This window comes from Enterobacter quasihormaechei, assembly GCF_004331385.1.
Lineage (GTDB): Bacteria > Pseudomonadota > Gammaproteobacteria > Enterobacterales > Enterobacteriaceae > Enterobacter > Enterobacter quasihormaechei.
This window is the reverse complement of the sequence record NZ_SJON01000001.1, coordinates 347,446-360,744: the sequence shown is the minus strand read 5'-3', so window position 1 is coordinate 360,744 and position 13,299 is coordinate 347,446. Positions and strand designations below refer to the sequence as shown.

Here is a 13,299-nt window from a genome sequence, read left to right as displayed (position 1 = left end):
AAGTATGACACCAGGCGGACAAGCTCAAATCGGTAATGTCGATCTCGTTAAACAACTTAACAGCGCGGCAGTTTATCGCCTGATTGACCAGCACGGGCCAATCTCACGCATTCAGATAGCCGAACAAAGCCAGCTTGCTCCCGCCAGCGTGACAAAAATCACGCGTCAGCTCATTGAGCGCGGCCTGATCAAAGAAGTGGATCAGCAGGCCTCCACCGGAGGCCGTCGCGCGATTTCCATCGTCACTGAAACCCGCAATTTTCAGGCGATTGGCGTCCGCTTAGGCCGTCATGACACCACGCTTACGCTCTACGATCTGAGCAGCAAAGCCATTGCCGAAGAGCACTACCCGCTGCCCGAGCGTACGCAGGAAACGCTCGAACACGCCTTACTGAATACCATCGCGCACTTTATTGAAAGCTGTCAGCGCAAGATCCGCGAGCTGATTGCCATTTCGGTCATTCTGCCCGGCCTGGTCGACCCGGAGAGCGGCGTTATTCGCTACATGCCGCATATTAACGTGGAGAACTGGGGGCTGGTTGAAGCGCTGGAAAAGCGCTTTAAGCTAACCTGTTTTGTCGGGCACGATATTCGCTCCCTGGCGCTGGCGGAGCACTACTTTGGTGCGAGCCATGACTGTGAAGACTCTATTCTGGTGCGCGTACACCGCGGTACGGGCGCAGGCATTATCTCCAATGGCCGTATTTTTATTGGTCGTAACGGCAACGTGGGCGAGATTGGTCATATCCAGGTTGAACCGCTTGGCGAACGCTGCCACTGCGGTAACTTTGGCTGTCTTGAAACCGTTGCCGCGAATGCCGCCATTGAACATCGCGTTCGCCATCTGCTGGAGCAGGGTTACCAGAGCCGCGTCACGCTGGACGATTGTAAGATCGGCGCCATCTGCAAGGCGGCAAATAAAGGCGATGCGCTGGCCTGCGAAGTGATCGAACAGGTAGGACGGCACCTGGGTAAAACCATCGCCATTGCCATCAACCTGTTTAATCCGCAAAAAGTGGTGATTGCCGGCGAGATCGTGGAAGCCGAAAAAGTGTTACTGCCTGCCATTGAGGGCTGCATCAATACCCAGGCGCTGAAGGCATTTCGCCAGAACCTGCCGGTAGTGCGCTCTACGCTGGATCACCGCTCGGCAATTGGCGCATTCGCCCTGGTAAAACGTGCCATGCTCAACGGGATCCTGCTGCAACATTTGCTGGAATCCTGATCGGACCTTATAGTAACGCCTTCTTTTTTTGATGTCGGATTGTCCATGACCATTAAGAATGTAATTTGTGATATCGACGGCGTGCTGATGCACGACAACGTTGCCGTGCCGGGTGCTGCGGAGTTTCTTCACCGCATCATCGACAAAGGAATGCCACTGGTTCTTCTCACGAACTACCCTTCACAGACTGGTCAGGATCTGGCAAACCGCTTTGCGACTGCGGGCGTTAATGTCCCGGACAGCGTATTTTATACCTCCGCTATGGCAACGGCGGATTTCCTGAAGCGTCAGGAAGGCAAGAAAGCCTACGTGGTCGGCGAAGGCGCGCTGATCCACGAGCTGTATAAAGCGGGCTTTACCATCACCGACGTGAACCCGGACTTTGTTATCGTGGGTGAAACGCGCTCCTTTAACTGGGAGATGATGCATAAAGCAGCCTACTTTGTCGCCAACGGTGCGCGTTTTATCGCCACCAACCCAGATACGCACGGTCGTGGTTTTTACCCCGCCTGCGGTGCGCTGTGCGCCGGTATCGAAAAAATCTCTGGCCGTAAGCCGTTTGTTGTCGGCAAACCAAGCCCGTGGATCATTCGCGCCGCGCTGAATACGATGCAGGCACACTCGGAAGATACCGTCATTGTTGGCGACAACCTGCGCACCGATATTCTGGCCGGTTTCCAGGCGGGGCTTGAAACCATTCTGGTGCTTTCTGGCGTCTCGCAGCTTGATGACATTGATACGATGCCCTTCCGGCCAAGCTGGATTTACCCCTCTGTCGACGAAATCGACGTTATTTGATTCAGAACCACGCCCCAGGGCGTGGTTTTTCATTTCTGGCTTCGTAAAACATACCGCCATCTAACGAAACCCGCCTTTTACTGAATAATCATCAATAAAATCGCCTTCGGCATGCTCTATTTTTAAGATTCGGCAATCGTCGTTGCACTATTTACGTTTTCACCCGTAAAACGCTTGCGCGCCCTCCCCCTTTTGCGGCATTTTCATAAGCAAGCAACATCACAATGCAACAGGGTTAACGGAGAAGGTTATGTGTTCTATTTTTGGCGTACTGGATATTAAAACTGACGCGGGCGAACTGCGTAAAAAAGCACTCGAATTGTCCCGCCTGATGCGCCATCGCGGTCCGGACTGGTCAGGCGTTTACGCCAGCGATAAAGCGATCCTGGCTCACGAACGTCTCTCCATTGTTGACGTCAACGCCGGTGCACAGCCGCTGTATAACGAGAAAAAAACGCACGCGCTGGCTGTTAACGGTGAAATTTACAACCATCAGGCGCTGCGCGCCGAGTACGGCGACCGCTACGCCTTTCAGACCGGTTCTGACTGTGAAGTGATCCTGTCGCTGTATCAGGAGAAAGGCCCGGAGTTCCTCGACGAGCTGCAAGGCATGTTTGCCTTCGCGCTGTACGACAGCGAAAAAGACGCTTACCTGATTGGCCGTGACCATATCGGTATTATCCCGCTGTACATGGGGCACGATGAACACGGCAACTTCTACGTTGCTTCAGAGATGAAAGCGCTGGTACCGGTTTGTCGCACCATTAAAGAGTTCCCGGCGGGCAGCTACCTGTGGAGTAAAGACGGCGAGATCCGCCCTTATTACCAGCGCGACTGGTTTGACTATGACGCGGTGAAAGACAACGTGACGGATAAAGCCGAACTGCGTCAGGCGCTGGAAGAGTCCGTGAAGAGCCACCTGATGTCTGACGTGCCGTACGGCGTTCTGCTCTCCGGCGGCCTGGACTCCTCCGTGATCTCTGCGATCACCAAAAAATTCGCCGCCCGTCGCGTGGAAGATCAGGAGCGTTCCGAAGCCTGGTGGCCGCAGCTGCACTCCTTTGCCGTGGGTCTGGAAGGGGCACCTGACCTGAAAGCTGCCCAGGAAGTGGCGAACCATCTGGGCACCGTGCACCACGAAATTCACTTCACCGTGCAGGAAGGCCTGGACGCGATCCGCGACGTGATCTATCACATTGAAACCTACGATGTGACCACCATTCGCGCCTCCACGCCGATGTACCTGATGTCGCGTAAGATCAAGGCGATGGGCATCAAGATGGTGCTCTCCGGCGAAGGTTCTGACGAAGTGTTTGGCGGTTATCTCTATTTCCATAAAGCGCCAAACGCCAAAGAGCTGCATGAAGAGACGGTGCGTAAACTACAGGCGCTGCACATGTTTGACTGCGCGCGCGCCAACAAGGCCATGTCCGCCTGGGGCGTGGAAGCCCGCGTGCCGTTCCTCGATAAGAAATTCCTCGACGTGGCAATGCGCATCAACCCGCAGGATAAAATGTGCGGCAACGGCAAAATGGAAAAACATATTCTGCGCGAATGTTTTGAATCCTACCTGCCGGCGAGCGTGGCGTGGCGTCAGAAAGAGCAGTTCTCGGATGGCGTAGGCTACAGCTGGATCGACACCCTGAAAGAGGTGGCGGCGAAGCAGGTTTCTGACCAACAGCTGGAAACCGCGAGCTTCCGCTTCCCGTACAACACGCCGGGTTCGAAAGAGGCGTATCTGTACCGTGAGATCTTCGAAGAACTGTTCCCGGTTCCAAGCGCAGCCGAATGCGTACCGGGGGGGCCATCGGTCGCCTGCTCGTCTGCCAAAGCTATTGAATGGGATGAATCTTTCAAAGCCATGAACGATCCATCAGGACGCGCGGTAGGCGTTCACCAGTCTGCTTATAAATAATGTCCAGACCATAATCAGGCCCTCCGGGGCCTGATTTTTTTGCCTCTCTTTTCCCCGCATAAAAACGATTAATAACCAATAATTGTCGAATATTCGGCCTCGCTGTTCGCAACCTAACCAAACAGTCACATTCCGGCTATTTTCATTGAAAAAGGTGTTGACGCTGCAAGGGTCTATACGCATAATGCGCCCCGCAACGCCGATAAGGTAACGCGAAAAAAAGATGGCTACGTAGCTCAGTTGGTTAGAGCACATCACTCATAATGATGGGGTCACAGGTTCGAATCCCGTCGTAGCCACCATCTTTTTTGCGGGAGTGGCGAAATTGGTAGACGCACCAGATTTAGGTTCTGGCGCCGCAAGGTGTGCGAGTTCAAGTCTCGCCTCCCGCACCATTCCCAGGTAAGCGTTGCACGGATGGGGTATCGCCAAGCGGTAAGGCACCGGTTTTTGATACCGGCATTCCCTGGTTCGAATCCAGGTACCCCAGCCATATTTCTTCGATCATGCGGTTCTCCGCGGTATTGGGGTATCGCCAAGCGGTAAGGCACCGGTTTTTGATACCGGCATTCCCTGGTTCGAATCCAGGTACCCCAGCCATCGAAGATTGCAGTACTGGCTACGTAGCTCAGTTGGTTAGAGCACATCACTCATAATGATGGGGTCACAGGTTCGAATCCCGTCGTAGCCACCATATTTAGGTTATCGAATACCATTCGGTAAACTGAACATTGTTGGGGTATCGCCAAGCGGTAAGGCACCGGATTCTGATTCCGGCATTCCGAGGTTCGAATCCTCGTACCCCAGCCACTTTAAAGTCGTTAAGCCATTTGTTTAACGCAATTGGGGTGTCGCCAAGCGGTAAGGCTCTGGTTTCTGATACCAGCATTCCGGGGTTCGAATCCCTGCACCCCAGCCACTTAAAACAAACAAGCCCGCTCTGCGGGCTTTTTTGTTTTTGTTGCTCAGAATAGTGCGGCCTGATGCCCTCACCCTACCCCTCTCCCACGGGGAGAGGGAATTAAGATTAGAGTCCGAGGGCGTATTTCAGCGCCTGACGCTTCAGGCCACCGGCACGCTCTGCCGCCATCAGTCCGATATTTCGCAATATCCGCACCGGACCCACGTCATTGCTGAACCCGGCATAGAACAGATCCATCCCCGACTGCATAACGAAGTTATCTGCCATCCGGCGCGTCTGGTAGCGCTTGAGTACCTGATGGCTGGCCCAGACTTCCGCGTGAGCGCGTGCGTTGCCCAGCACGTCCAGTAGCGCATCGACGTCACGGTATCCCAGGTTAACCCCCTGCCCCGCCAGCGGATGAATGGTGTGCGCCGCGTCCCCCACCAACGCCAGCCCTTCACGGGCATATTGCAACGCGTGGCGTCGCATCAGCGGGAATGCACCGGCAGCAACCGGCGTTACGTTCCCCAGACGGCTCGGGAAGTGCTGCTGGATTTCACGCTGCAACTGCGCCATTGTCAGCCCCTGCAACTGCCGAATACGCGCCGGTTTGTCGTACCACACCAGCGAAGCCCAGTTATCAAACAGCGGCAAGAATGCATGCGGGCCGTTCGGCGTAAAATGCTGCCAGGTGCTTTCGCCCGGTGCGTTTTCTGACTGAACGGTGATCAGCATGCAGGACTGCTGATACTGCCAGGCATGGATCCCAATACCTGCCATCTGTCTGACCTGCGAGTTTGCGCCATCCGCCCCCACCACCAGCTTCACGGCCAGCTCGTCGTCGTTGTCCAGCGTCAGGTGATATCCGTTTTCATGACGATGCAGGGCTTTCAGCGAGGCCGGAACGCGCAGCGTCACCTTTGGATGCGCCTCCAGCGCCTGCCAGAGCGCCTGCTGGAGCACGTTGTTTTCCACCATATAACCCAGGCGCGGCAGTTTCAGCTCGGCGGCGTCAAACGACACGTGGGCATTTTCCCACTCCCAGGTTTCAAGACGACTGTAGGGATGCGCGCGCATCGCCAGCACCGCCTCCCAGACGCCCAGCCCGCGAAGCAGATCAACAGACGCCGCGCTGATGGCGGAAATACGCACGTCCGGCTTGCTGGCAGGATCGAATCCCGGCGGAGCCGCCTGTTCAATAACGGTTACATCAAATCCCTGCTGCGCCAGCCCCAGCGCCAGTGCGCCGCCGACCATACCGCCGCCGACAACGGCAACTTCGGTGTTCAGGAGTGTCATGGTCACTATTCCTTATTGGAGAATGCCTTAAGTTTACCGGATTTTTGCGGTCCTGAGGTTGACAACCTTCATACTGGTCACAACCGCACCAAAGCATTACAATACGCGGCTTGCAATCCTGAGCTGAGCAAGTCGATGACTAAAAAACTCCATATAAAAACCTGGGGCTGTCAGATGAACGAATACGATTCATCCAAGATGGCCGATCTGCTGGATACCACCCACGGATACCAGCTGACTGAAAATGCGAAAGAAGCCGATGTGCTGCTGCTGAACACCTGTTCAATTCGTGAAAAAGCACAGGAAAAAGTCTTTCATGTGTTAGGCCGCTGGAAGCTTCTCAAACGGAAAAATCCGGACCTGATCATTGGCGTGGGTGGCTGCGTGGCATCGCAGGAAGGTAAGCTGATCCGCCAGAGAGCCCCGTATGTGGATATCGTCTTTGGTCCTCAGACCCTGCACCGTCTGCCAGAGATGATCAATCAGGTTCGCGGCAATCGCAGCCCGGTGGTTGACGTGAGCTTCCCGGAGATCGAGAAATTTGACCGTCTGCCAGAGCCGCGCGCGGATGGCCCGACCGCCTTCGTCTCCATCATGGAAGGCTGCAACAAATACTGTACTTACTGCGTGGTGCCTTATACCCGCGGTGAAGAGGTGAGCCGCCCGGCGGACGATATTCTGTTTGAAATCGCTCAGCTTGCCGCCCAGGGCGTACGCGAAGTGAATCTGCTGGGCCAGAACGTTAACGCCTGGCGCGGTGAGAACTACGACGGCACCACGGGCAGCTTTGCTGAACTGCTGCGACTGGTGGCGGCGATTGACGGCATCGACCGCATTCGCTTTACCACCAGCCATCCGATGGAATTTACCGACGACATCATTGACGTCTATCGCGATACGCCGGAGCTGGTGAGCTTCCTGCACCTGCCGATTCAGTGCGGCTCTGACCGCGTGCTGAACCTGATGGGCCGTCCACACACGGTGCTGGAGTATAAATCCACCATCCGCAAGCTGCGTGAAGCGCGCCCGGATATCCAGATTAGCTCCGACTTCATCGTCGGCTTCCCTGGCGAAACCGCTGACGACTTCGAGCGCACCATGAAGCTTATCGGCGACGTGAATTTCGACGTCAGCTACAGCTTCATCTTCTCCGCGCGCCCGGGCACGCCTGCTGCCGATATGGTTGACGACGTGCCGGAAGAAGAGAAAAAACAGCGTCTGTATATTTTGCAGGAGCGTATCAACCAGCAGGCCAACGCGTGGAGCCGTCGCATGCTCGGCACCGTCCAGCGTATTCTGGTGGAAGGCACTTCCCGTAAGAGCATCATGGAACTGTCCGGTCGAACCGAAAATAACCGCGTGGTGAACTTTGAAGGCACCCCGGACATGATCGGTAAATTTGTGGACGTTGAGATTGTCGAAGTGCTGACTAATTCCCTGCGCGGGAAGCTGGTGCGCACCGAGGATGAAATGGGTCTGCGCATCGCACAGACGCCTGAATCCGTCATCTCTCGCACCCGCAAAGTCAACGATTCTGGCGTAGGTATTTACCAGCCGTAATCCTTCTGGCCTGCCCTCCTGGCAGGCCTTGTATTTCCTCTCATCACCCCCAATATCTACCGCAACGCTTGCGCCTTTATTCTATGGCGTGAATAATTTCGGTAATGACCGTTTTATTACGGCGTGTGGCCACAGGTCAGTTAACCAATTAAAGAGGAACAGTTTGAACATAGATACGCGTGAAATTAGCCTTGAGCCCGCAGACAACGCTCGCCTGCTGAGCCTGTGCGGGCCGTTTGATGACAACATCAAACAACTGGAGCGACGTCTGGGTATCGAAATCAATCGTCGCGATAACCATTTCAAACTCACCGGACGCCCAATCTGCGTCAATGCCGCGGCAGATATTCTCCGCAGCCTGTATGTTGATACCGCCCCGATGCGTGGCGAAATTCAGGATATTGAGCCTGAACAGATCCACCTTGCCATCAAAGAGGCGCGCGTGCTCGAGCAGAGCGCCGAGAGCGTGCCGGACTACGGTAAGGCCATCAATATCAAGACCAAGCGCGGCGTGATTAAGCCACGTACCCCGAACCAGGCGCAGTACATCGCCAATATTCTCGACCATGACATCACCTTCGGCGTGGGCCCGGCGGGGACGGGTAAAACCTATCTGGCCGTTGCTGCGGCGGTAGATGCGCTCGAGCGTCAGGAGATCCGCCGTATCCTGCTGACCCGTCCTGCCGTAGAAGCCGGTGAGAAACTCGGCTTCCTGCCGGGCGATTTGAGTCAGAAAGTGGACCCCTATTTGCGCCCGCTGTACGACGCGCTGTTCGAAATGCTCGGCTTCGAGAAAGTTGAAAAGCTTATTGAGCGTAACGTGATTGAAGTCGCCCCGCTGGCCTACATGCGTGGCCGTACGCTTAACGACGCGTTCATCATTCTGGATGAGAGCCAGAACACCACCATCGAACAGATGAAGATGTTCCTGACGCGTATCGGCTTTAACTCGAAAGCGGTTATCACCGGTGACGTGACCCAGATTGACCTGCCGCGCAACACCAAATCGGGTCTGCGTCACGCCATCGAAGTGCTGGCCGAGGTAGACGAAATCAGCTTTAACTTCTTCCACAGTGAAGATGTGGTACGCCATCCGGTCGTCGCGCGTATCGTTAACGCTTATGAGGCCTGGGAAGAGGCCGATCAGAAGCGCAGGGCCGAGCTGGCCGCAGAACGTAAGCGCGAAGCGCAGGAGCATGAACAGAAATGAGTCAGGTGATCCTCGATTTACAGCTGGCCTGTGAAGATAATTCCGGCATGCCAGAAGAGGCACAGTTTCAGAAATGGCTGGATGCCGTTATCCCTCAGTTTCAGGAAGAATCAGAAGTCACGATTCGCCTGGTGGATGAAGCGGAAAGCCATGAGCTCAACCTGACCTATCGCGGGAAAGATAAGCCGACCAACGTGCTCTCTTTCCCGTTCGAAGCGCCTCCGGGTATTGAGATGCCGCTGCTGGGCGATCTGATCATCTGCCGTCAGGTGGTTGAGCAGGAAGCCAAAGAGCAGCAAAAGCCGCTGGAAGCGCACTGGGCACACATGGTGGTGCACGGTAGCCTGCATCTTCTGGGTTACGACCATATTGAAGATGACGAAGCGGAAGAGATGGAATCCCTCGAGACAGAGATAATGCTTGCTCTGGGCTATGAGGATCCGTACATTGCCGAGAAAGAATAGTCAGTCACTGACTACCATGCCGCCGCGCAGGGATAGAGCGCGGCGGTTAACGTTGAACTAACAAGAGAACCCTTAACAAACGCCATGAGCGACGACAATTCACACAGTAGCGACACGACAACCACAAAAAAGGGATTTTTCTCCCTCATTCTGAACCAGCTTTTCCACGGCGAACCAAAAAACCGTGATGAACTGCTGGAGCTGATTCGTGATTCCGGGCAAAACGATCTTATCGATGAAGATACGCGCGAAATGCTCGAAGGGGTGATGGACATCGCCGACCAGCGCGTTCGCGACATCATGATCCCCCGCTCGCAGATGATCACCCTGAAACGCAACCAGACGCTGGACGAGTGCCTCGATGTGATTATCGAATCGGCTCACTCGCGCTTCCCGGTCATCAGCGAAGATAAAGATCACATCGAAGGGATTTTGATGGCGAAAGATCTGCTGCCATTTATGCGCAGCGATGCCGAAGCCTTCAGTATGGAAAAAGTGTTACGTCCGGCCGTCGTTGTGCCGGAAAGTAAACGTGTGGATCGGATGCTGAAGGAGTTTCGCTCCCAGCGCTACCACATGGCGATTGTTATTGATGAATTTGGCGGCGTTTCCGGTCTGGTTACAATCGAGGACATCCTTGAGCTGATCGTGGGCGAAATCGAAGATGAGTATGACGAAGAAGAGGATATCGACTTCCGTCAGCTGAGCCGCCACACCTGGACCGTGCGCGCGCTGGCCTCCATTGAAGACTTCAACGACACCTTCGGCACCAGCTTCAGCGATGAAGAAGTGGACACCATTGGCGGTCTGGTGATGCAGGCCTTCGGCCATCTTCCGGCCCGCGGTGAAACCGTTGACATCGATGGTTACCAGTTCAAGGTCGCAATGGCTGACAGCCGACGTATTATTCAGGTTCACGTCAGAATGCCGGACGACTCACCGGTGCCAAAACTGGAAGATTAATGTAAATGGCATTTGCCCCATTATTTGAACGCCAGCGCGTCCGTTTGCTGCTGGCGCTGTTACTCGGAGCCAGCGGTACGCTGGCTTTTTCTCCTTACGATATCTGGCCAGCCGCTCTTCTCTCCCTGATGGGGCTACAGGGTCTTACCCTTAACCGTCGCCCGGTACAGGCCGCGGCCATCGGCTACTTCTGGGGGCTGGGGCTGTTCGGCTCTGGCATCAACTGGGTCTACGTCAGTATTGCGCAATTTGGCGGAATGCCGGGGCCGGTTAACGTCTTCCTGGTTGTGCTGCTCGCCGCGTATCTGTCGCTCTACACCGGCCTGTTCGCGGGTGTCCTTTCTCGTCTTTGGCCTAAAACCAGCTGGCTGCGCGTGGCGATAGCGGCTCCCGTTGTCTGGCAAATCACTGAATTTCTGCGCGGCTGGGTACTGACCGGCTTTCCGTGGTTGCAGTTCGGCTATAGCCAGATAGACGGCCCGCTGAAAGGTCTGGCTCCCGTCATGGGCGTGGAGGCGATCAACTTCCTGTTAATGGCGGTCAGCGGCCTGCTGGTGCTGGCCCTGGTGACACGTAACGGGAAGCCGCTGGCTGTCGCGCTGATCCTGTTTGCCCTGCCCTTCCCGCTGCGCTATATCCAGTGGTACACGCTGGAGCCCGCGCGCGCCACGCAGGTTTCTCTGGTGCAGGGCGATATCCCGCAGTCACTGAAATGGGATGAGAATCAGCTGCTGAACACGCTGAAAATCTACGCCAACGCCACCGAAAAGGTGATGGGCAAATCACAGCTCATCATCTGGCCTGAGTCTGCGATCCCGGACCTGGAGATCAATCAGCAACCCTTCCTGAAGATGATGGACGATTTGCTGCGCGCCCGCGGCAGTACGCTGATTACCGGCATTGTGGATGCGCGTCTGAACCAGCAGAACCGCTATGACACCTACAACGCGATCATTACGCTCGGTAAGGACAGCGAATACAGCTATACCTCCACCAATCGCTACAACAAAAACCACCTTGTACCGTTTGGCGAGTTTGTTCCGCTGGAGTCGATTCTGCGACCGCTGGCACCGTTCTTCGATTTGCCGATGTCCTCGTTCAGCCGCGGCCCGTACGTTCAGCCGCAGCTTCACGCGCACGGTTTTGCCCTGACGGCCGCCATTTGCTACGAGATTATCCTCGGCGAGCAGGTGCGCGATAACTTCCGCCCGGACACTGACTATCTGCTGACCATCTCTAACGACGCCTGGTTCGGTAAATCGATTGGCCCGTGGCAGCACTTCCAGATGGCGCGAATGCGTTCTCTGGAGCTGGCGCGTCCGCTGCTGCGTAGCACCAATAACGGCATCACCGCCGTGATTGGCCCGCAGGGCGAAATCCAGGCCATGATCCCGCAGTTCACCCGTGAAGTGCTGACAACCAAAGTCACGCCAGCCTCGGGCCTGACGCCGTACGCCCGCACCGGCAACTGGCCGCTGTGGATCCTGACCGCGCTGTTCGGCTTTGGCGCCGTGCTGATGAGCCTGCGTCAGCGTCGTCGCTAGTCTAACCTTCTGTTGCCGGGTGGCGCTGACGCTTACCCGGCCTACATTTTTACTCCCGCAGGTCGGTTAAGGCGTCGCCGCCACCCGACAATTTCCTCCCAACCCTTCAATTCTGGCACGCCTGTTGCTTTATTTCTTCACGCAAACGCTGTCTGGCTTAACGTGCAACCCTGTCGCACCAGCATCGATCGCCGGTGGCACCGAAACGGTGCAACGGGAGATTATTGCCTCGGAATGGTGCGGCGCGCTTCGCAAAAATAAACAATAACGCAGCAAAATCTTTACATTAAGCCAGACTAAATGTTAACAAGCTTGCATAACACTGCACTCGCATTGCGCGAGATATAACAACATCACAATGGGTATCTATGCGTCACTGGCGCTGATAAGAAAGGAGTTGGGTATGCAATTACGTAAACTGGCCACAGCAATGCTGGTTATGGGAATGTCTGCGGGCATCGTCCACGCTGAAGACGCTCCGGCAGCAGGAAGCACTCTCGACAAGATTGCCAAAAACGGCGTGATCGTGGTCGGCCACCGTGAATCTTCTGTCCCGTTCTCTTACTACGACAACACGCAAAAAGTCGTGGGCTATTCACAGGATTACTCCAACGCCATCGTTGAAGCCGTGAAGAAAAAGCTGAACAAACCTGACCTGCAAGTGAAGCTGATCCCCATCACTTCACAGAACCGTATCCCTCTGCTGCAAAACGGCACGTTTGATTTTGAGTGTGGCTCGACCACCAACAACCTTGAACGTCAGAAACAGGCCGCTTTCTCCGATACCATCTTCGTTGTGGGCACTCGCCTGCTGACGAAAAAAGGCGGCGATATCAAAGACTTTGCTGACCTGAAAGGCAAAGCGGTTGTCGTGACTTCCGGTACCACATCCGAAGTCCTGCTGCACAAGCTGAACGACGAGAAGAAAATGGACATGCGCATCATCAGCGCGAAAGACCACGGCGACTCCTTCCGTACCCTGGAAAGCGGTCGTGCTGTCGCCTTTATGATGGATGACGCCCTGCTGGCGGGCGAACGCGCGAAGGCGAAGAAACCAGACAACTGGGAAATCGTCGGAACCGCGCAGTCGAAAGAAGCTTACGGCTGTATGCTGCGTAAAGGCGATGAAGACTTCAAAAAGCTGATCGATGACACCATCGCTCAGGCGCAAACCTCTGGCGAAGCGGCAAAATGGTTCGACAAGTGGTTCAAAAACCCTATTCCACCAAAAAACCTGAACATGAACTTTGAACTGTCTGACGACATGAAAGCGCTGTTCAAATCACCAAACGACAAAGCTCTTAACTAATTAGAACGACAGGGGCGGGATCTCCTGCCCTCTCGATTGTCGGGAAGCATGGACAGACTATACGTTGAGTGGTCGTTCCCCACTCAGCGCAAAAATTGAGCTTCTCAC

The 13,299-nt window shown here is 55.2% G+C and carries 10 protein-coding genes and 7 tRNA genes; 16 read left to right on the top strand and 1 reads right to left on the bottom strand.

The annotated features are described in order from the left end of the window. Positions 1-4 precede the first annotated feature (4 nt). The 10 genes from nagC (at position 5) to E0L16_RS01690 (ending at position 4,857) form a co-directional block, all read left to right on the top strand. Entirely contained in the window at positions 5-1,225 is a 1,221-nt protein-coding gene (gene nagC, locus E0L16_RS01740) for a DNA-binding transcriptional regulator NagC (protein WP_131636173.1), read from the top strand. 45 nt (positions 1,226-1,270) lie between these two features. Further along, the gene (nagD, locus tag E0L16_RS01735; RefSeq protein ID WP_063449367.1) at positions 1,271-2,023 is read left to right on the top strand and encodes a ribonucleotide monophosphatase NagD; all 753 of its coding nucleotides are present in this window, start codon (positions 1,271-1,273) and stop codon (positions 2,021-2,023) included. A 250-nt stretch (positions 2,024-2,273) separates the two neighbouring features. Next, complete coding sequence (gene asnB, locus E0L16_RS01730; protein WP_131636172.1) at positions 2,274-3,938, top strand: asparagine synthase B; 1,665 nt, start codon at positions 2,274-2,276, stop codon at positions 3,936-3,938. 225 nt (positions 3,939-4,163) lie between these two features. Then, positions 4,164-4,240, top strand: a tRNA-Met gene (locus E0L16_RS01720). Positions 4,241-4,248: 8 nt separating this feature from the next. Further along, positions 4,249-4,333, top strand: a tRNA-Leu gene (locus tag E0L16_RS01715). 23 nt (positions 4,334-4,356) lie between these two features. Continuing rightward, positions 4,357-4,431, top strand: a tRNA-Gln gene (locus E0L16_RS01710). A 32-nt stretch (positions 4,432-4,463) separates the two neighbouring features. Further along, positions 4,464-4,538, top strand: a tRNA-Gln gene (locus E0L16_RS01705). Positions 4,539-4,555: 17 nt separating this feature from the next. Next, positions 4,556-4,632: transfer RNA gene (locus E0L16_RS01700), tRNA-Met, on the top strand. A gap of 41 nt (positions 4,633-4,673) precedes the next feature. Then, positions 4,674-4,748 (top strand) — tRNA-Gln (locus E0L16_RS01695). A 34-nt stretch (positions 4,749-4,782) separates the two neighbouring features. Continuing rightward, a tRNA-Gln gene (locus tag E0L16_RS01690) sits at positions 4,783-4,857 on the top strand. A 108-nt stretch (positions 4,858-4,965) separates the two neighbouring features. On the opposite strand, the gene ubiF is transcribed toward E0L16_RS01690, so the two are convergent. Next, a complete protein-coding gene (ubiF, locus tag E0L16_RS01685; protein ID WP_131636170.1) occupies positions 4,966-6,141 on the bottom strand; it encodes a 3-demethoxyubiquinol 3-hydroxylase in 1,176 nt (391 codons plus the stop codon). 135 nt (positions 6,142-6,276) lie between these two features. On the opposite strand from ubiF, the gene miaB reads away from it, so the two are divergent. From miaB to E0L16_RS01650, 6 genes are all read left to right on the top strand, one after another. After that, complete coding sequence (gene miaB / locus E0L16_RS01680; protein WP_063449370.1) at positions 6,277-7,701, top strand: tRNA (N6-isopentenyl adenosine(37)-C2)-methylthiotransferase MiaB; 1,425 nt, start codon at positions 6,277-6,279, stop codon at positions 7,699-7,701. Positions 7,702-7,864: 163 nt separating this feature from the next. After that, positions 7,865-8,911 (top strand): PhoH family protein, encoded by a 1,047-nt coding sequence (locus E0L16_RS01675; RefSeq protein ID WP_022647440.1) that lies wholly within the window; start codon positions 7,865-7,867, stop codon positions 8,909-8,911. After that, complete coding sequence (gene ybeY, locus E0L16_RS01670; protein WP_003858677.1) at positions 8,908-9,375, top strand: rRNA maturation RNase YbeY; 468 nt, start codon at positions 8,908-8,910, stop codon at positions 9,373-9,375. Before E0L16_RS01675 ends, ybeY begins: the two co-directional genes overlap by 4 nt. A gap of 84 nt (positions 9,376-9,459) precedes the next feature. Beyond that, the gene (gene corC / locus E0L16_RS01665) at positions 9,460-10,338 is read left to right on the top strand and encodes a CNNM family magnesium/cobalt transport protein CorC (protein WP_003858679.1); all 879 of its coding nucleotides are present in this window, start codon (positions 9,460-9,462) and stop codon (positions 10,336-10,338) included. 5 nt (positions 10,339-10,343) lie between these two features. Beyond that, entirely contained in the window at positions 10,344-11,882 is a 1,539-nt protein-coding gene (gene lnt / locus E0L16_RS01660) for an apolipoprotein N-acyltransferase (RefSeq protein WP_131636169.1), read from the top strand. A gap of 403 nt (positions 11,883-12,285) precedes the next feature. Further along, positions 12,286-13,191: an amino acid ABC transporter substrate-binding protein gene (locus tag E0L16_RS01650; protein WP_063866084.1), complete on the top strand. Its 906-nt coding sequence runs from the start codon at positions 12,286-12,288 to the stop codon at positions 13,189-13,191. Positions 13,192-13,299: the final 108 nt, after the last annotated feature.

Bases quoted from the DNA above. Each gene is read 5' to 3' on its own strand.
- nagC (WP_131636173.1), top strand. From the start codon at position 5: ATGACACCAGGCGGACAAGCTCAAATCGGTAATGTCGATCTCGTTAAA.
- nagD (WP_063449367.1), top strand. From the start codon at position 1,271: ATGACCATTAAGAATGTAATTTGTGATATCGACGGCGTGCTGATGCAC.
- asnB (WP_131636172.1), top strand. From the start codon at position 2,274: ATGTGTTCTATTTTTGGCGTACTGGATATTAAAACTGACGCGGGCGAA.
- ubiF (WP_131636170.1), bottom strand. From the start codon at position 6,141: ATGACACTCCTGAACACCGAAGTTGCCGTTGTCGGCGGCGGTATGGTC.
- miaB (WP_063449370.1), top strand. From the start codon at position 6,277: ATGACTAAAAAACTCCATATAAAAACCTGGGGCTGTCAGATGAACGAA.
- ybeY (WP_003858677.1), top strand. From the start codon at position 8,908: ATGAGTCAGGTGATCCTCGATTTACAGCTGGCCTGTGAAGATAATTCC.
- corC (WP_003858679.1), top strand. From the start codon at position 9,460: ATGAGCGACGACAATTCACACAGTAGCGACACGACAACCACAAAAAAG.
- lnt (WP_131636169.1), top strand. From the start codon at position 10,344: ATGGCATTTGCCCCATTATTTGAACGCCAGCGCGTCCGTTTGCTGCTG.
- E0L16_RS01650 (WP_063866084.1), top strand. From the start codon at position 12,286: ATGCAATTACGTAAACTGGCCACAGCAATGCTGGTTATGGGAATGTCT.